General features: G+C 53.0%; 17 protein-coding genes and 1 pseudogene. 10 read left to right on the top strand and 8 right to left on the bottom strand.

Features of this window, described 5'->3' with window-relative positions:
• The first annotated feature begins 56 nt into the window (after positions 1-56).
• Positions 57-986: an ABC transporter permease gene (locus ACL2XO_RS24160; protein ID WP_413743104.1), complete on the top strand. Its 930-nt coding sequence runs from the start codon at positions 57-59 to the stop codon at positions 984-986.
• Between the two features lie 10 nt (positions 987-996).
• On the opposite strand, the gene ACL2XO_RS24155 is transcribed toward ACL2XO_RS24160, so the two are convergent.
• From ACL2XO_RS24155 to ACL2XO_RS24130, 6 genes are all read right to left on the bottom strand, one after another.
• Positions 997-2,673 carry a glucosyltransferase domain-containing protein gene (locus ACL2XO_RS24155; RefSeq protein WP_413741709.1) on the bottom strand — a complete coding sequence of 559 codons (1,677 nt, stop codon included), beginning with the start codon at positions 2,671-2,673 and terminating at the stop codon, positions 997-999.
• A gap of 89 nt (positions 2,674-2,762) precedes the next feature.
• Complete coding sequence (locus ACL2XO_RS24150; protein WP_413741708.1) at positions 2,763-3,140, bottom strand: GtrA family protein; 378 nt, start codon at positions 3,138-3,140, stop codon at positions 2,763-2,765.
• On the bottom strand, positions 3,137-3,919 hold the full coding sequence (locus ACL2XO_RS24145; protein ID WP_413741707.1) for a WxcM-like domain-containing protein: 783 nt from the start codon (positions 3,917-3,919) through the stop codon (positions 3,137-3,139). The genes ACL2XO_RS24150 and ACL2XO_RS24145 overlap by 4 nt, the downstream gene beginning before the upstream one ends.
• Positions 3,920-4,088: 169 nt before the next feature.
• Positions 4,089-5,033, bottom strand: coding sequence for a glycosyltransferase family 2 protein (locus ACL2XO_RS24140; protein WP_413741706.1), 945 nt, complete (start codon positions 5,031-5,033; stop codon positions 4,089-4,091).
• The gene (locus ACL2XO_RS24135) at positions 5,030-6,130 is read right to left on the bottom strand and encodes a DegT/DnrJ/EryC1/StrS family aminotransferase (RefSeq protein WP_413725664.1); all 1,101 of its coding nucleotides are present in this window, start codon (positions 6,128-6,130) and stop codon (positions 5,030-5,032) included. Before ACL2XO_RS24135 ends, ACL2XO_RS24140 begins: the two co-directional genes overlap by 4 nt.
• Before the next feature lie 441 nt (positions 6,131-6,571).
• Entirely contained in the window at positions 6,572-7,660 is a 1,089-nt protein-coding gene (locus ACL2XO_RS24130) for an AAA family ATPase (RefSeq protein ID WP_413725663.1), read from the bottom strand.
• A 311-nt stretch (positions 7,661-7,971) separates the two neighbouring features.
• Between ACL2XO_RS24130 and ACL2XO_RS24125 the strand changes: the two are divergent.
• Positions 7,972-8,139, top strand: a pseudogene (locus ACL2XO_RS24125) (DUF29 family protein); the annotation flags it as partial.
• Between the two features lie 117 nt (positions 8,140-8,256).
• Entirely contained in the window at positions 8,257-8,688 is a 432-nt protein-coding gene (locus ACL2XO_RS24120; protein WP_413725662.1) for a GFA family protein, read from the top strand.
• 39 nt (positions 8,689-8,727) lie between these two features.
• Here ACL2XO_RS24120 and dsbA read toward each other — a convergent pair whose 3' ends face one another.
• Positions 8,728-9,351, bottom strand: a complete 624-nt coding sequence (gene dsbA, locus ACL2XO_RS24115) for a thiol:disulfide interchange protein DsbA (protein WP_413725661.1) — start codon at positions 9,349-9,351, stop codon at positions 8,728-8,730.
• Positions 9,352-9,724: 373 nt separating this feature from the next.
• Between dsbA and ACL2XO_RS24110 the strand changes: the two genes are divergently transcribed.
• From ACL2XO_RS24110 to ACL2XO_RS24080, 7 genes are all read left to right on the top strand, one after another.
• Positions 9,725-10,321 (top strand): TetR/AcrR family transcriptional regulator, encoded by a 597-nt coding sequence (locus ACL2XO_RS24110; protein WP_413725660.1) that lies wholly within the window; start codon positions 9,725-9,727, stop codon positions 10,319-10,321.
• Positions 10,322-10,713: 392 nt separating this feature from the next.
• Positions 10,714-11,871 (top strand): porin, encoded by a 1,158-nt coding sequence (locus ACL2XO_RS24105; protein WP_413741705.1) that lies wholly within the window; start codon positions 10,714-10,716, stop codon positions 11,869-11,871.
• Between the two features lie 241 nt (positions 11,872-12,112).
• Positions 12,113-13,435: an MFS transporter gene (locus ACL2XO_RS24100; RefSeq protein WP_413741704.1), complete on the top strand. Its 1,323-nt coding sequence runs from the start codon at positions 12,113-12,115 to the stop codon at positions 13,433-13,435.
• Positions 13,436-13,455: 20 nt separating this feature from the next.
• The gene (locus ACL2XO_RS24095; protein ID WP_413741703.1) at positions 13,456-14,619 is read left to right on the top strand and encodes a mandelate racemase/muconate lactonizing enzyme family protein; all 1,164 of its coding nucleotides are present in this window, start codon (positions 13,456-13,458) and stop codon (positions 14,617-14,619) included.
• Positions 14,613-15,509 carry a dihydrodipicolinate synthase family protein gene (locus ACL2XO_RS24090; protein ID WP_413741702.1) on the top strand — a complete coding sequence of 299 codons (897 nt, stop codon included), beginning with the start codon at positions 14,613-14,615 and terminating at the stop codon, positions 15,507-15,509. Before ACL2XO_RS24095 ends, ACL2XO_RS24090 begins: the two co-directional genes overlap by 7 nt.
• Positions 15,506-16,399 carry a 2-dehydro-3-deoxygalactonokinase gene (locus ACL2XO_RS24085; protein WP_413741701.1) on the top strand — a complete coding sequence of 298 codons (894 nt, stop codon included), beginning with the start codon at positions 15,506-15,508 and terminating at the stop codon, positions 16,397-16,399. Before ACL2XO_RS24090 ends, ACL2XO_RS24085 begins: the two co-directional genes overlap by 4 nt.
• Positions 16,389-16,976: a bifunctional 4-hydroxy-2-oxoglutarate aldolase/2-dehydro-3-deoxy-phosphogluconate aldolase gene (locus ACL2XO_RS24080; protein ID WP_413725654.1), complete on the top strand. Its 588-nt coding sequence runs from the start codon at positions 16,389-16,391 to the stop codon at positions 16,974-16,976. Before ACL2XO_RS24085 ends, ACL2XO_RS24080 begins: the two co-directional genes overlap by 11 nt.
• 40 nt (positions 16,977-17,016) lie before the next feature.
• Here ACL2XO_RS24080 and ACL2XO_RS24075 read toward each other — a convergent pair whose 3' ends face one another.
• Positions 17,017-17,694, bottom strand: coding sequence for a transcriptional regulator (locus tag ACL2XO_RS24075; protein ID WP_413725653.1), 678 nt, complete (start codon positions 17,692-17,694; stop codon positions 17,017-17,019).
• Positions 17,695-17,709 lie beyond the last annotated feature (15 nt).

Raw genomic sequence — 17,709 nt, 5'->3', positions numbered from 1 at the left:
GCCACAGCGTACGCCTCAGCCGCTGGTTCATTCATCATCCGCCGGCGGTGACGCTGCTGCTGATAGTCCTGGTCTGCCTGGTGGTGGGCACCCTCAACCCCGCCTTTTGGCAGGTGTCGAACCTGTTCGACATGGCGCGCTCCTCCGTGGTGAGCGGCCTGTTTGCGCTGGGCGTCCTGGTGGTGCTGGCGGCGGGCGGGCTTGACGTCTCCTTCACCGCCATCGCCGCCCTGGTGATGTACGTCATCACCAAGCTGGTGACGGACCTGGCGCCCGGCATGTCCATGGCGCCCATCCTGCTGATGGCCGCGGCGGGCGGCGCGCTGCTGGGGGCGGCCAACGGCCTGCTGGTCAGCGCCCTCAGGGCGCCGTCGCTGATTGTGACCATCGGCACGCAGTATGTGATCCGCGGCTTCCTGCTGACCTTTGTCGGTACGGCGACGTTTATGAACATCCCGGCATCGATGGATGCGTTCGGCAAATATGCGCTTTTCCATCACCAGAGCGCCGGCGGCGGGGCGTCGGCGCTTCCCGCCTACGTGCTGGCGCTGGCGGTTGCCGCCGTCGCCACCTGGTACCTGCTGCAGCGTACGCTGATGGGCCGGGCCATCTATGCGGTGGGGGGTAATGCCGACATTGCCCAACGGCTTGGCTATAACCTGCGTAACGTGCGGGTGTTTGTGTTCGCCTATGCGGGCCTGCTTGCCGGCATCGCCGGCATTATGCATGTCGCCAGCAACCGCCTGGCCAATCCCTTCGACCTGGCGGGTTCCGAACTGGAGGTTATCGCCGCCGTTATTCTCGGCGGCGCCCGCATCACCGGCGGCTCCGGCAGCGTGGTAGGCACCCTGCTCGGCGTCATCCTGATCACGCTGGTGAACAACGTGCTGATCCTGGTGGGCATCCCGAGCACCTGGCAACTGGCCATTATCGGCGCCTTTATAGTACTGGCCGGTATGCTGTTTTCCATTAAACCTACCCGATAAGGTCCCATGCTTATATAGCATGTGTTGTGTCCGGATCTTTACTGAGCCTGATCAGATAAATGTCCCCGACCTTTTTAACCGAGCCGGCGGCGGGCCAGACCGGCATCTGTTCAAAAACAATGCTGAGCGCTTTTCTCTCGACGTCGTTAGGCAGGACAATATTGTGATAACCCATTACTTTCATATATTGGGTGATACGAGAAATATTATCATGATCCCACGAAAAAAATGAGCCCTGCATGGTTCCTTGCCAAGCATTCGCATAATAAGTCGTGCTGAAAATTTTTCGACCGTAGAAATCCATTATCAAGGGGGCATTGGGATCGAAATCAGCGCTTAATTCACCGATCCTGCTGTAAATATCGGCGGCCAACAGCCTGTCGTGTGATTGTACGATAGTGGCTGACGCGATGTATTGAGACGTCACGCCGATGATTTTTATCTGTAACAGCCCAACCAGAATGCCGCTCGCCAGAAGAGTCACGGCACGCTGACAGGACAGCAGGATGATACACGCCAGCCAGCTGACATACGCGATGGGAATTAACGTGCGCACCGGTAAGGGCTCGCCGCCGGTGACCAAATGTAAAGCGAACGGAGAAAATAATACGCCCAGCCATAACACAAAATTGATTGAATTTTTGAAAAAATTGGTGCGTAAAATAGCTAAAGTAGCCAGACAGAGTATTACTCCATTCATGGCTAAATTAGCGCCATATCTTTTAGTAGACCCGCCATAAATAGCCAGCTGTTCCCGGGAAATGGAGCGCAGCACGCGTAAAGGTTCTGATAACGTTTTATCATAATTAAAAAAAGCTTTAGCGATATAGCCACTGTCGTGGGCAATAAAGTGTTGGGACAGTTTATTAATGACTTCATAAACAAGGATCGCAGCACTCACCAGGAGCATTACTCTGAATACAGCCATTGCCAGCAGTTTTACTGGTATCCGACGTACGCCACCAATACGCAAACACCTCACTAACAAGATGCCGCACGCGTAAGAGACAAACATCAGAATCAGAGATTGATAAGCGGCAATGCCACAAGCCAGCATCGTGATAACGACCGTATTTTTGGCAAGGGAATTATGGCCTGCTATCTTCCCCGTATAGCCTGCGCCAAAATAGAGATAAGCGCCCAAACTGGTTAAAACGAGTCCTATGGCTAAAGCGGGAGTGTTGGCGTAAAACGTCGCGATGGCCCACCAGGTGGGGAAGGCGCAAAAAACAGGATAGGCCAGGTAGGTCCTCCAGCTTTCTTTATAACCATGTGCCTTGACGAGCGCAAGGTAAGAAACGGCAAATGCGATGATCAAAAGGACATAAGGGGCAAAAGGAACCGAAGGCTGCTGCAATAAAAATCTCTCGATAAGATAGGTGAACCATCTTCCCTGACTCACCCAAACGCCGGAGTCCTGGCGAAGAGCCGCGGATTCGTTATCGATAGACAATGAGAACGTTGATAAAAAATAGCCATAAAATACCGCGCCTATAAAAATCAAGACCGCCAGCTCACGTAGATTGAAGCCGTCAAAGCGCAATTGCACGGCGAAACCTGCTAATGAGTGGTCGGCCCTATTAAATGCTCTGCATAACGTATTTTTGTAAATAAACGCAAGCAGGATAACAAAGGCAATAAATATCCCTGCAATCCCGTACAGGGCAACGCTGTTTATAACGTCCATATCAAGCAATCCTTTGGGAAGAAAAGTTATGCTCCGGTTTTATCTGTGTGCCGGCATTTCCGGCGGCTCATTTAAAAACTGCCCACAGACTAAAAGAGCAGCTTGGAGAAAAAATATGTCACCGGCAGGGTCACGGCAATTGCCGCCAGCGGGGCTAGATGGACGGAGAACTGCCATTTCTCAACCCAACTCCATAAAACGATTATGCTTAATACATACTGTAATATATAAACAAAAGGCAGCCAGATAATTGATTTCAGCCCTTGATGACGCTTGAAGACGAAAAAACGATTCATCACATAGGCAAATAAAATACCCGCCGCATACGCCATGGAGAAGCTTGCGGTATAGCTGAAAGCCATCAGCAGCAGCAAGTACACGCCATAGGTCAGGACAGTGTTAAGCCCGCCCGACAGGAGAAATCTGGCAAATGTCAGTTTAAATACTGCCAATGGCGCCGACATCATGGCCGCCCGTTACCGGCGCATTCAGTGAGTATTCTGAATTCGTCATAGTCCCGTATATAGTCTGTGGCGTCGTAATGATGCGAGGCGAATACCATCAATATGGCATCCGGCGAGTAGCGATACTGAATGCCCCAGGTCATCGCCGGCAGATAAACGCCCTGGGTGGGTTTGTCGAGTATAAACTCCTGGCGATGAATTCCATCGTCAGCCACGACATGCACCAACCCTTTTACCGCAACGAGAAATTGATGACAGACCCGGTGCGCATGTTCTCCCCGGATTTCTTCGGTGGGCACATCGTAAACCATAAAATAACGTACCGGCTTGAACGGAATGGCGTGGCCAAAATTACCCACCGACAAGCTGCCGCGAAGGTCGGCGAATTTGTTCATGGTATGCAATGTCACGCCTTTCACCATGGTTTCCGTTTGCGCCGCAACCTTACCCGCCGCGGTTATCTGTTCATGGCAAACCGGCCTGGCATCAACATAACCCACTATCTTGGCCGGGTTGCCGACGACAATGGCGTTGGCGGGAACGGAACGCGTGACGACAGCCCCCGCGCCGACCATGGCGTTTGTGCCAATGGTCAGGCCCGGCAGGACGGTACAGTTCGCGCCCAAGGAAGCGCCCCTGCGAATAACCGTTCTTGCAAATTCCTGCGGATAGACTTTGCTGCGGGGGAAAGGATCGTTGGTAAAAGTAGCATTGGGTCCGATAAAGACATCGTCTTCTATGGTAATGCCGTCCCAGAGCTGGACACCGCATTTTAAAGTCACTCTATGCCCAATCTGTACGTCATTTTCAATAAATACATGGTCACACACATTACACTCGCTGCCCAGGCGCGCCCCCGGCAAGATATGAGCAAACGCCCAGATGCGCGTATCCCTGCCAATGTCATTTGATTCGCATATTGCCTGGCTATGGACAAAAAAACCGTTGGCGCTATTCATCCGCGCCTCCAAAAGCCTCTACCCGCATCGGGATGGCTAACGGCCGGGACTTGGTGTTCTCGTAGGTGCGCCAGGCATAGGAACCGACGGTACCCAGGCCCAGGAGAATCAGGCCGCCTAAAAAGGTGATGGTCAGCATAATCATGGCATAGCCGGGTATTTCAGTCGTGCCGGAAAATTTGACAAACAGGGTCAACATTCCCAGCAATACCGCCATACCGGAACCCAATGCGCCAACGCTTATCAGTAATTTGATCGGCAAGTCGGTGAATGCAAATATACTGTCCATCATGTAATTAATTTTTTTGCCCAGCGTCCAGGCAGAACGCCCGTGGCGCCGCTCCCGGCGAGTGTAAGTCACCACCTTGCGGCGGTAACCCAGCCAGAAAATCTGGGCAATAAGTGAGCTGTGGCGTTCTTCCAGCCGGAGCAATTGGTCGCGAAACGTTTTGTTACAGGCAAAAACGTCAACGCCGCCGGCGGGGATTTCGGGAATGACGTAACGGCGGTATAAGCCCCAGTATATCGCTGAGGCCAGGCGGCTCAGCCAGGGATCATGCCGGCCCTCTCTTGCGCCAACCACAACATCGATGTCCTGCCGCAGCAGTAGCTGATTCATGACCAGGACCAGTTCCGGCGGCTCTTGCAAATCCGCCGCCATGACGGCGAAACGATCACCCTTGCCATACTGCAAGCCTGCCCTGATGGCCATAAAGGCGCCGAAATTTTTCGACAGCAGCAACAGCCTTGAGCGAAAAGGCTGCAAAGGTAACTGTTGATGCAGGAGCTCATAACAGCGATCGGGGCTGCCGTCCACCACGAAAACCACTTCCAGCGCCTTTCCCAACTGGTTATTCAAGCCCGCAACGGCGGCCAGCAGGTCCGGAAGATTGTGTTGGTTACGATAAACGGGAATGACCAGCGTCAACACATTCATCCCTCCTGTTCAAAATAGGCGGTGACCGCTGTAATCACGCGATCAACCTCATCACCGGTCAAGCCAGGGTAGCAGGGCAAAGAAACCACGGTTTCGCAGGCGTGCTCGGTGACGGTCAGGGCATAGGGAAGCTCGGCAATATAGGCTGCCTGGCGATAATCGGGAATGGGATAATGGATATCCGTCTTTATCCCTTTTTGTTTAAGCACGTTGATGAATTGCCGCCTGTTCGCCAGGCGCATGACGTAAAGATGAGCAACATAGTCCGCCGCCGTGGAGCAGGGTAAAAGTACATTGAATTTGAAAAACGCCTCGTTATAGCGTTTTGCAATGAATCGGCGTTGTTCATTCCATTGATCCAGATAAGGCAGCTTGATACGCAAAATAGCCGCCTGTATCTCATCCATGCGGCTATTACGCCCGCCGGCAAGGGTTACCTGATATTTTTGCCCCCAGCCATATTGCCGTAATTGACGAATGCGTGCGGCCATGTCGTGGTTATCAGTGACCATCGCCCCGCCATCACCCAACGCGCCAAGGTTCTTGGTGGGGTAGAAACTAAAACAGGCAATAGCGCCAAAGCTGCCCGCCGGTTTGCCATTGCGGCGGGCGCCATGGGCTTGGGCGCAATCTTCCAGTACCGGTATGCCCGCGGCCGACGACAGGCGGACGATCTCTTCCATATCGGCAAGCTGGCCGTAAAGATGGGTGACGATGACGGCGGCTATAGAGGAGTCAAGTACCGCTGCCAATGCTTTGGGGCATAGGGTTAGCGTCGCTGCATCAACGTCGATATAAACCGGCGTGGCGCCGATGGCATAAATGGCGCTGCTGGCATAAAACCCGGCGTTGGCCGCCGTCACGACCCGCGCGCCCGCTTGCACATTCAAGGCTTTAAGGGCGAGCTCCAGCGCATCCGACCCATTGGCAACGCTAATGCAGTGATTTACGCCAAGGTAGTCGGCGAATTCATTTTCAAACGACCGCACCTCGTTGCCCATCACATACCAATGGCTGGTTAATACCTTGTGCAGCGGGCTGAGAAAGTCGAGGCCGGCATTCGCCTTTACGGCGGAAAAAAGTTCAAGCTCGTGCATATAATAAATACGTGTTTAACCCATTTTTAATGGATGGGAGTAGTCCTGAGCGCAAAGCAGCCAAGGTTGAATGTAGGAATGCAAATGATAAAATCATTACTGATATGATTCAGGGTTCACTGGGATAAAGTTAAGCTGTAAACCCATATTCGCCATAATTGTTTTAGTTAGCCGTTTAGTTATGATTGATTAAATTAGTTTTTTCCAATATATGACTTGCTCTATATACCTTGACCAGTTTTAGTTCAGGTGCCGGCCGCTTCCGCTTACCACGACTTTAGCAAAGCTATCTAAGTAAAACTCCGGCATGCAGATTACCACTTTCCGAACCGGGAGGTGTTTGCTTGACATTATGGTGATCGATGCGTGTGGATTCGCATTTACCCATCTGGATAGTTAAAAAAATCTTATCCTCAACGTATCCAATAAATTATAGCTAAATTAGGCTTTTCGTGCTGATGTTTGTCCTTCATTAATTGAAAGTTCATATAACTGAAACACAGTGTGTTTATTTATTAATTCAGCTAATCGGGATGAATGACTTGTAAGCCATATTTGTGAGTATCGGCTTGCTTCTGATATTAATTTTGCTAGCGCAGGTAACATCTGAGGATGAAGGCTATTCTCAGGTTCATTGAGTATAATTAATTTAGGAGGTCGAGGGCTTAACAGCGCCACTGCCAAACATAAAAATCTAATAGTACCGTCCGACATTTCATTGATATGAAGTGGCCGAGAGATGCCTACACGATTCATCATTAAACTAAACTGGGCTCTGTTGTTCGTACAAAAAAAGGAACATTCTGGGAAGGCGACCTGCAGAATTTCGTTTAATAGCTCAATGTGACCAATCTCAACAATAGTTTGATAGGCTGCTGCAAGATTTTTTCCGTCACTTGACAAAACGGGCGACCTAAATCCGACTTGCGTTTGTCTAATAGCGGATTTGCGTGAAACATCAAATTCATGATAAAAACGCCAATTTCTAATAGTCTCCTTTACTTGAGATATTTCGGGGTAAAGATGCGGTTCACTTAATTGACTGAAGAAAGATTCGTTTTCATAGATTGAGCTTGCATGTGTTATCTTTTCGCCATGTATATTAGATAATATCACGGATTGGTTTTTTCTACGTAAAACATTTGACGAGGGTCGGCGGTTAAACCCGGCAATCCATATGCTTTCTTCTTTTATCACTGGGTCTAAATCGAAGAGTGATTCAAAGGGGGGTTTATCAGGGAAACCGATTTGAAGTTCATATTCGAAGTCTACCGTTTCAAATGATAGTCTTAGTCTGCGTGGGCTATCATTTGATCTCGAGGTGCCTGACCACATAGCGTTTTCTATACCACCTTCATCACTTAAAAAAGAAGAAATCTGATTCGAAGCCGCACTGGATAAAAGATGAATGGCTTTGTAAATATTTGATTTACCGCAACCGTTTGGACCAAAAACAATATTAATCCTATCCAATTCCAAAGAGATATTTTTAATAGAACGATAGTTTTCGATGTGGATATTTGTGATCATGTTTAATTATTTTACAAGTAATTGAAATTAATTTACTTAATTTAACACATTAAGAATTTAAAGAAAAGTGAAGTGCCAATTCCATTAAATTTTTTAGAGAACCTCACTAAAGTTAAATTTTACTGCTGTAAATTAATTGAAAATAATCAAGATGACCCATTATCACTTTACTTATTGTTGATGCTGAACTGCTTTCCTGCGCCAATAGACTTTATGCAGTGACATAAATGCTCGTGGGTCTTTGACTAGCGCTTTTTTCCATGACAGACTTGTGATGAATAATTCCAGTCTGCGATGTCACGGAAGTAAACATGACTCATCATACTTGGTACGAGACTGATGTCGTGGGTAAGAGCGAACAAAGGGAGCTTGCCAAACTTATGGCCGTTTTGATTGCTCATTTGCTCAAGTGGACATTTCAACCGAGCCTCAGAGGGACTCGTTGGGTAAAGACCATCAAGGCGCAGCGTAAAGACATAATGTGCCAACGAAACGAGTGCGCTTGGCTTTTTCAGACGTGCAAGTCCATGGGACGCACAAAGTGAAAAGGTACGCGCTTCATGCCATGAATAGTGAAAAACCCGGGATAAACGCAGATGAACATTCCTTTTTCAGGCGGGTGTGCATGCGGGTCGGTCCGCTATACCGTTGTGCGGGAGCCGGTAGCCATGATCAACTGCCATTGCAGAGACTGTCAGCTTTCAAGTGGGGCTCCTTTTGCGTCAGGCATCATCGTCAAGACTGCCGACCTCGAGATCATGGGTACGCCGAAAACATATGCGGTTCGCGCCAGCAGCGGTGGTCTCACAACCCGCAGTTTTTGCCCTGACTGCGGCACCCCTTTGTTCACGCAAAGCGAAGCGTATTCGCAAGTCACCTCTATCCGATTTCCTTCCCTTGACGACATATCGGACTTCAAGCCAACGCTCGACATTTATACCGCCAGTGGGCAAAAGTGGGTTTGCCTTGATCAGACAATCCCCCACTTTCCTCAGTCACCCCAGCAGCCAAATGAACGTGACGCCTAAGTAGGGCGGTGCTGAACAGGCTGGCCGGCTTTATCCAATTTATTGCTTCTCCACCAGATATTTCACCGTGGCTGCATACTGCTGAACGAAGATATCCATGTTGCTGGTATCCATGCCCTGCATATTCAGCTGGTATTTACCGTTAACGTACATCGCCGGCACGCCCTGGAGCTGAAAGTCAGCCACCGCTTTTTCTTGCTGGACGACCAGGGATTTCACCACAAAACTGTTCCACGCCCCGTCGTACTCTTCCGGCTTCACACCCGCATCAATAAATACTTTTCGGATATCGGCCTTGTTCTGCACGGTCTGGGTTTTCTGGATCGCTTCAAACAGCGGGGATGATATTTTATCTTCTATGCCCAGCGCCATCGCCACCGCCCACGCCTGGGTCAGTTCTTTACCCAGCGGCTCAAGGAATTCAACATGGTACTTGGTTATCTTGGTGCCTGCCGGCAGTTTTTGCTTCACGTTGTCGGAAATATGAAACACCTGTTCGAACTGATAGCAGTGCGGGCAATTAAAAGAGAAAAATTCCAATACCTGCGGCTCACCGGCAACCGGCTTATCCAGGGTAATGTACTGTTTACCGTCGGTAAACTGCGCGGCAGATGCGCTAAAGGCCAGGATGATGCCCGCCAGCGATAGCCAAATCTTTTTCATAATTAACTGCTTCCTTGATTTCACGGATAAACGTAAATTGTCATGGTGGTTCAGGTAGGGACCGGGAGCGGACCTGCTCTGTGCCCTCCGCATTTTGTGTGTCTGCATTTAAAGCCGCTACACCGTGCTGAATATTCTTGCAAGCGCCCTCATGCATTCAAGTTTTATAGTCTATAGAATTATGATCGTAATATAAAGATGCGGACCGATGCAGAAGCTGCATTATGTCGATTAGCCGGCAGCCGAACCCATATCTTCTGCTGGGTCGCGATGTCTCCGGCACAAATCAAAATAGATGAAGACATCATGCTCCTTTGTTATATTATGACCATAATTCTATGGTGGTGAAGCTTGATAAGCTGAGGGCGGTTCTATGCGTTACGCAAAAGATCACAAAGAAGAAACGCACAGACATATTGTTAAGGTCGCGGCACGGCGTTTCCGTGAAGAAGGCATTGAAAAAGTCGGTGTTGCGGCATTGATGGGGCAGGCGGGCTTGACCGTGGGAGGATTCTACAGCCACTTCACGTCCAAGGAGGAGTTGATCCGGGAAGCCGTCGGCAGTGCGGCGGACGAAACATTTTGCGGTATTTTCGGCGGCCCCGGAGGCAACGCAAAAGTCACGCTCGAGCTGATATTACGGCGTTATTTGAGCGTCGAACATCGGGATGCGCCGGGAGAAGGCTGCGTGGTGGCATCTTTGGCTTCGGAACTGAAGAATCGGCCGGAAGATACCCGTGCAATGATTGCCGGCAAAACCCTAGACTTCATCCGGCGCATGGCCGACTGCTTGCCTCAAGAGGCTGCCGCCCAGACACGAATGCGAGTCGCGGGAGCAATCTGGGCGGTGATGGCCGGTACTCTTCAGCTCTCTCGCATCGTTCCGGATAAGGCATTGTCAACGCAGCTGCTAAATGATGGCATAGCCAACGCATTGAGACTTGCCGCCGCAATGGAAAATCACCAGTAATATACAAGATGGTTTAACGCCCCTTTTGCCATTGCTTCACTATATGAAGCAATATCGCCGGTCATTTTATGACTCCTCTCACGCAACGCGCATGTGCGATAGCTTCCCGACCCCGCCGGCATACACTGCCGGATACGTAAGCAGAATTGCTCACCCAGCCTGCCGATAAATGACTGAACCTGTCCTTTATCGGCGCGCCGAAAATAACAGAGGCCTGCGCCGTCGCCTTATTATGGCGCACGGACTTCGGCTTCTATAAATAAACCTGACATTTTACCGGGAATAATACCGTTCCACCGGCGCGATGGCCCCATGCCGAAAATCCGGTGGGAAAACATGTTGGCCGCCAATATCCCATGTCGGTTAAAGCGGTTTTTTTGAGGAATAATAATATGACAGCCCTACGGAAAACGACGGTGCTTTTTAGCTCAGCACTGTTAAGCATGATTGTCCTGCCCGGTTTGGCCCGGGCGGATATCACCCTGCTTAACCGAAACAATAACCTGCCTATGCTTAACGGACTGGAATTACAATTCGGCGGTCTTATCCGGCCGCAATATCGCAATAAAATGGGCTCGGCCGACGATCATACTTATACCCAGCGGGGATATGACAGCGGCAGCTTTATTCATACTTCAGTGAATTATTACTTCAATGATGATATAAGCTTATTATGGTATTACGAAGTGGGCTTCGATATATTCAATGAACTTGGGGCCGGCAGCCATTACGATCATAATAAAGACACCACCTTCCGCCGTAAAAATTATATCGGCATCGCCAGCAAGCGTTACGGAACCTTGACCTTCGGCCAGCAAAACAGCGTTTTATACAGCGTCATCGGCGCCAAAACCGACGTCTGGGATAATGATATGCACGGTCAAGCGTCGAACAACGGCGTCAACGGCAATTATGATGGCTCCTATCGCGGTAAAAAACTGCTCAAATATGTCAAGGACGCAGGACAGGTCACCCTGAGCGCCAGCTGGGACGCGCCGGTGGATGATTATTATGTCGAAAGCGACAATGTCCGTTACCAGCGCCAAACCGGAGGCGCCGGCGGCATCGATTACCATGTCGCCAAGGATTTGACGTTGAGCGCTGCCTTCAGCTATACCCGGGCCAATATCGTTAGCCGCGTTCCGGTGGGGAGCGGCGCAAATACGGCCGGTTATAATCAGGAAGTGACGGCTATCGGGGCGCAATGGAAACCGGGTAATTGGATTCTGGCGGCCACGGCCGGCTATTACCATGATTTTATCCCGCGGCATACGGCAAGAGTTCCTGCGGCCTATTTTGAAGGGCAGGCGCGGGGTTGGGAGTACATGGCGGCCTATCGGTGGCCGGTGGCCAGCCGGGTCATCACCGCCATCAAACCCTATTTAGCCGGCGACGGCATGCGCTGGGATCATTTCCAGACCAATCACACCGACCTGGGGATTTCCGCGGAACTGCCCCATGGTTTCCAAATCGATTACGAACGCACTTTCAGCAATACCTCCGATAACCAGCCGGACGAAAACTGGGTCCGTCTCTGGTATCGGTTTTGATAAAACAGTCTCAATTCATCGTGATAAATACTTATGCATTCAGAGGCCGCATTCCCAGTTGCTTCACTATATGAAGCAATTTTAGCCATGATTTTATGACTACTCTCACGCAACGCAGACGTGCGGTGGCTTCCCGGCCCCGCCTGCCTACACTGCTGGTTATTCAAACAACTCGGCTATCCGGGCCTTCCGGTGTTCCTCTGGGTACCGTCGTCATGCGACGTTTCGATCAGGAGATAAAATGACAAATTCCATCACTCACCGGACGGCGCCTTACCCGGCTGAGTCAGTAAAAACAAAAAGACAGCGGACGTTTAAAATCATGATGTCGGCGGGCATCGGCCACTTTATCGAATGGTTCGATTTTGGCCTTTACGGCACCCTCGCGGCCATCATCGGCAGCAACTTCTTTGCCAGCAGCGACCCAACGGTGGCGCTGCTGAAATCCTTCGCCGTGTTCGGTTCCGGCTTTTTGATGCGCCCGCTGGGGGGATTTTTCTTTGGCTCCATGGGCGACCGGCTGGGACGCCGTAAGGTCTTGGTGACGGTGATTGTCATCACGTCCTTTTCCACCTTTGCCATGGGCATTCTTCCCACGTATCCGAGCGCCGGGCTACTCGCACCCGTGCTGCTGGTATTGATCCGGCTGGTGCAGGGATTCGCCGCGGGCGGCGAGAGCTCCGGCGTTATCACCTATCTTGCGGAAAGCGCGCAACCCCATCGCCGGGCCAGCCTGACCTGCTGGAGCGAAAACTTCAGTTTTATGGCGTTTGTCTGCGGTTCCGGACTGGTACTGGCCCTGACCCATCTGCTGGGGGAGCCGGCGATGAACGACTGGGGCTGGCGTATTCCTTTCCTGCTGGCCGCGCCGTTGGGGCTTGGCGGCCTCTATATGCGCCGCAATATGGAAGACTCCGCTGAATTCAATCTGCTGCAAAAAGCGGGAAAACTGGAACACTCACCGCTGCGCACCACGCTTACCACCTCCACCCGCGCACTGCTGTTCTGTGTGGGTTTCGTGGTGGTAAAGGCGGTGAGCAGCTGGGTATTGCAATCTTTTATGCCCAGCTACCTCTCCACCTATTTGCATTATTCCCATACCGATTCCTATCTGATCACCACCCTTGGCCTGCTCAGCGTCGCTATCGTAATGCCGCTGGCGGGCTATCTTTCCGACCGGTGGGGGCGCCGGCCGCTGATGCTTTTCGGGTGCGGCGGTTTTATTTTGCTGACCTACCCGGCGATGATGGTGATGGAACAGGGTTCGGTTGCCGTCTCCGTTGCCGCCATGAGCATGCTGGGCATGCTGGTGGCCCTGTTTAACGGCGGCTGCGGCGCGGCCATGGCGGAGCTTTTCCCTACCTCTTTGCGCTACGGCGGCATCGCCATCGCCTACAACATGACGGTGGCGGTCTTTGGCGGCGTTACGCCGCTTATCTCGGGGAGCCTGATTGCCGCCACCGGCAACCCGTTGTCGCCTGCGTTTTACGTCATGCTGACCGCGCTTATCTCTTTTGTCGCCGTGTGGTTGGCCAAAGAGACCGCGGGCAAAAAACTGGATTAACCCGAAAAACCGGAGTGGATATGAAGATCGTCGACGTACAGTGTTTCCCGTTAAAAATCAAACCGAAGGAGATTTATCTCGGCGGAGATCCGGATGAAGGCGCCGAGGATTATTACTATCGTCCTGAATACCGCTGCGTCTATTCACGCAAAATGGAAACCTGCCTGGTGAAGATAACCTGCGATGACGGCCATGTGGGGTGGGGCGAAGCGCTGGCCCCGGTAGTGCCGCAGGTCGCCGCGCAGTTGATAACGCACCTGTTCAAACCGCTGCTGCTCGGCGCCAGTCCGTTTAGCGGCAATGTGCTGAACGCGCGGATGTACAACTCGATGCGCGACCGCGGGCATACCGCCGGCTACCACATTGATGCGCTGGCGGCGGTGGATATCGCGCTGTGGGATCTTAAGGGGCATATTCTGGGGCAGCCTGTGCACCAGTTGCTGGGGGGCGCCTTTCGCGAGCGGGTTCCCTGTTATGTTTCCGGTCTGCCGCGCCCCACCGTCGAAGCCCGCTGCGAGCTGGCGCGGGAATGGCAGGGGAAAAACTTTAACGCGGTAAAACTGGCGCTCGGCTACGGCGTCGCCGAGGACCTGGATAATGTCCGCGCCATCCGGGAAGCGCTGGGGCCGCAGGCCGCCATTTTTATCGACGCGCACTGGAACTACAGCGTTCACGAGGCGGCAAGGCTGGCGGAAGGCCTCAAAGCCTATGACGTCGGTTTTCTTGAAGCGCCGCTTCTGCCGGAGGACGTGGCGGGCCACCGGGAGCTGCGCCGGAAAAGCGCGGTGCCGGTGGCGCTTGGCGAAACGGAACGTACCCGCTATCAGTTCCGTCCCTATATCGAGCAGCGCGCTGTGGACATTCTGCAGCCGGATGTCGGGCGCACCGGCATTACCGAACTGATGCGCATCGCGTCCCTTGCCGAAACCTGGAACCTGCTGGTGGCGCCGCATCTGAGCGTCGGCCTGGGTCCCTGCATCGCCGCCTCCATTCACGCGGCGGCCGCGCTGCCCAACCTCTTTATGCTTGAGTTCCAGCCGCCGGTATTTGAGGTGGCCAACAGCCTGCTGCGCCAACCGCTGGTCTGTGCCGCCGGCCATTATGCGCTTCCCTCGGGGCCGGGCCTGGGTATTGAAATCAATGAAGAAAGCGTACGTGAAAATCACTGGAGTGACGCATGTTAAAAGGTAATGTTCCTATTTTGGCAACCGCTTTTGATAACCAGGGGGCTGTCGATCTTCCCGCCATCGGTAATCTTGTGCGGTTTTTACTTGAGCAGGGGATCGACGGTCTGGCGTTATTCGGCAATGCCTCGGAAGGCTACGCGCTGACGTGGCAGGAGAAAGAAGCGATTTTCATGAGCGTGAAGGCTATCACCGGCTCACTGCCGCTGGTGGTCGCCACCGGCGGCGCGGCGTCGCCGGTGGCAATAGAAGAGATTAAACGGGTGCAGGGGTGGGGGGCGGATGTGGCGATGATCAATCCGCCGTCGGTAGTCAAACCCGGTCCGGAAGAGATCTACCGCTTCTATTGCGACATCTGTCAACAGTGCGATATCGACATCATGATTCAGGACGCGCCGCAAATGACCGGCGTCAGCTTTCCGGTTCCCACTCTGGTGCGGCTGTGTGAGGATTTTCCGCAAATTCGCTACATCAAAGTCGAGCAGCCCCCCACCACGCTGAAAATCAGCCAGCTTAAGGCGGCGATCGGGGACAGGGTCGGGCTTTTCGGCGGTCTCAATGCCGGCTTTTTATATGAGGAGCTCGCGCGGGGCGTTGTCGGCACCATGCCTGCCTGTGAATTTCCCGAGGTGATAAATGCCATTTTGCTGGCCTGGGAACATGACAAAGAGGCGGCGCGAGCGCTGTTTTACCGCTATTTACCCTTCCTGCGCTATGGCGTTCAACCAGGATTAGGCGTGGCGGTTCATAAAGAGATATTGCATCGCTCCGGGCTTTTTGCCACCGCTATCGTGCGCTCCCCGGCCAAGGGGCTCGATGAAATCACGCGTCTGGAGCTTCAGGAGATTACCGACCATCTGCCGCTGGCGATTCTGGCGCGGGCGCAATGAACTACATTGCCGTCGACTGGGGAACCAGTAATTTTCGCGCCATGCGCGTCAAACAGGGCAGGGTGGTGCGCACCGTGCAGTCTGAAAAAGGCGTCGCCCGCTGCCCGCGCGCGCAACTGGGGGAGGTGTTGCGCACAGAGTTAGCGCGGCTGGGGGATGATTATAACGAGCACTTGCCGGTGATCCTGTGCGGCATGATCGGCAGCAATATCGGCATCAAAGACGCCGGTTATCTCCCGCTGCCGGTCAGCTTTCACGATCTCTTCGGCCGTGGGGTGCCGCTGGAACAGGTGTTGCCCAATCCCGCTACCGTGCGCCCGGGCATCTGCAGCCGGGAGGAACATGAAATCTGCCGCGGCGAGGAGATGCAGCTGGCGGGCGCCTTAACGGTTAGCGAAGCGCGGGTGTTTGCCGCCGTGGGCACCCACAGCAAATGGATAACCGTTGATCCGGAACAGAAAAAAATCGTCGGCCTGCGCACGCTGATGACCGGTGAACTGTACCACCTGGTGCTGAATCATTCGGTGGTGGGCAAAGGACTCGGCGAGCAGACGTTTTCTGATGACATTTTCCAGCAGGGGGTGGAAACCGCCATCACCATTGCACAGGGGGACACCACGCTGCTCAGCGAACTGTTCCGTTGCCGGGGACGCTATATCCTTGGGGAATTCGACGCCGCCTTTGCCGCGGCCTGGCTTTCCGGCCTGCTGGTAGGGCATGAAGTCTTGACCGGCCACCCGCGGGGCGAAAGCGTTTGCTTTATCGGCTCCGCTCTCCTGCTGGAGCGCTACCGGCGGGCGTGCCGAATACTTCATCTTCCCTGCACTACCCTGGCGGCGGAAGAGGCGATTATTTACGGATTGAACGAGGTATTCGACGATGCTGTTTAATGGAAAAGTTATCGCCATTTTGCGGGGCATAAGCCCGTCTGACGCTATCGATCATGTCACCGGCCTGCTGGATAACGGCATCACCGATGTGGAAATCCCCGCCAATTCGCCGGACTGGGCGCAAAGTATCCGGGATATCAAACGGCACTTCGGGCTTCAGGTGAATCTGGGGGCGGGCACCATCGTCACCGCCGCGCTGGTGGAGGCCTGCGCGCAGGCCGGCGCTGATTATGTCCTCACGCCAAACCTTGACGAAAAAGTTGTCCTGGCCTGCGGGCGGCACGGACTGAAAACCTGTATAGGCGTTTACACCAGTACCGAGATTTTTGCCGCAGGCGCGCTTGGCGTCAATGCGCTGAAAATATTTCCGGCGGCGGCGCTGCCGGCGAATTGGCCGCAGCTTATCAAGGGGCCGCTTTCCCACGCCATACCGTTTTGCGCGGTGGGGGGCATTGATGAGAATAATATGGCGGACTATCTGCGTTATTACGATAGCGTGGGTATCGGATCGGCGCTTTACCGGCCCGGCCAGCCGCCGTCACTGACCCGCCGGCGCGCCGCGGCGCTGATGGGATGACATTCGGCGCTCCGCGCCTGAAATGTCAAACCGGCGGCGCTTATCCGCCGCTGATTTTATGCGCCGCCGAAACCAGGAACTTTTTCAGCGTTTCCAATTCCAGCCGTTCGCCGCTCAGGTTTGACAGCGCTATCGCCGCCTGCATTCCCGGAATGGCGCAGGCCATACGGTACTCCTGCGGCGGATAGCGCTTCACGATGACCTGATGGCGCCGGGCGCTGTCGATATCCTCTTTGATCAGATGAAAATCGTGTATGCCAATCAGGCTGACGATTTCTTCATCGCTGCGTCCGGCAAGAAGTTTAATGCCGATAATCGAATCGGTAACCGGGACCGAATCATAATTCCCTATGGCCCGGGCCACGCTTTTCCCCTGTCGGGTATGGATCAAATAGACGACATCCCTGCCGCTCAACACGCCGATGACAATGGAAACCGGTTTGTTGCCCACTTCCTCGAGTATTTCGAGGACGGCTTTGTAAAAGGCGGAATTATGAATGGCATGGGCGGAAAAACGGTGCACGCCAAGGCCTAGGGAGTACTTTCGCTTTTCATTGCGATGTACCATCTCCAGCGCCAGCAGCGTTTGCATGATGCGGGTAACTTTTGCCGAATCAAGCGATAATTGGCGGCCAATCTCACGGATACCTGTGGGTTCACTCACGGTGGCCAGCAGGTTCATACAGCGAAACGCATCATATACCGAATGTAGTAGCATCTTACTCCCCGTCCG

This window comes from Sodalis sp. RH15 (genome assembly GCF_047324255.1).
GTDB classification, from domain to species: domain Bacteria; phylum Pseudomonadota; class Gammaproteobacteria; order Enterobacterales; family Enterobacteriaceae; genus Acerihabitans; species Acerihabitans ligni.
This window is presented reverse-complemented; position numbering and strand designations above follow the sequence as displayed.

Bases quoted from the DNA above. Each gene is read 5' to 3' on its own strand.
- ACL2XO_RS24155 (WP_413741709.1), bottom strand. From the start codon at position 2,673: ATGGACGTTATAAACAGCGTTGCCCTGTACGGGATTGCAGGGATATTT.
- ACL2XO_RS24150 (WP_413741708.1), bottom strand. From the start codon at position 3,140: ATGATGTCGGCGCCATTGGCAGTATTTAAACTGACATTTGCCAGATTT.
- ACL2XO_RS24140 (WP_413741706.1), bottom strand. From the start codon at position 5,033: ATGAATGTGTTGACGCTGGTCATTCCCGTTTATCGTAACCAACACAAT.
- ACL2XO_RS24135 (WP_413725664.1), bottom strand. From the start codon at position 6,130: ATGCACGAGCTTGAACTTTTTTCCGCCGTAAAGGCGAATGCCGGCCTC.
- ACL2XO_RS24130 (WP_413725663.1), bottom strand. From the start codon at position 7,660: ATGATCACAAATATCCACATCGAAAACTATCGTTCTATTAAAAATATC.
- ACL2XO_RS24120 (WP_413725662.1), top strand. From the start codon at position 8,257: ATGAACATTCCTTTTTCAGGCGGGTGTGCATGCGGGTCGGTCCGCTAT.
- dsbA (WP_413725661.1), bottom strand. From the start codon at position 9,351: ATGAAAAAGATTTGGCTATCGCTGGCGGGCATCATCCTGGCCTTTAGC.
- ACL2XO_RS24110 (WP_413725660.1), top strand. From the start codon at position 9,725: ATGCGTTACGCAAAAGATCACAAAGAAGAAACGCACAGACATATTGTT.
- ACL2XO_RS24105 (WP_413741705.1), top strand. From the start codon at position 10,714: ATGACAGCCCTACGGAAAACGACGGTGCTTTTTAGCTCAGCACTGTTA.
- ACL2XO_RS24100 (WP_413741704.1), top strand. From the start codon at position 12,113: ATGACAAATTCCATCACTCACCGGACGGCGCCTTACCCGGCTGAGTCA.
- ACL2XO_RS24095 (WP_413741703.1), top strand. From the start codon at position 13,456: ATGAAGATCGTCGACGTACAGTGTTTCCCGTTAAAAATCAAACCGAAG.
- ACL2XO_RS24090 (WP_413741702.1), top strand. From the start codon at position 14,613: ATGTTAAAAGGTAATGTTCCTATTTTGGCAACCGCTTTTGATAACCAG.
- ACL2XO_RS24085 (WP_413741701.1), top strand. From the start codon at position 15,506: ATGAACTACATTGCCGTCGACTGGGGAACCAGTAATTTTCGCGCCATG.
- ACL2XO_RS24080 (WP_413725654.1), top strand. From the start codon at position 16,389: ATGCTGTTTAATGGAAAAGTTATCGCCATTTTGCGGGGCATAAGCCCG.
- ACL2XO_RS24075 (WP_413725653.1), bottom strand. From the start codon at position 17,694: ATGCTACTACATTCGGTATATGATGCGTTTCGCTGTATGAACCTGCTG.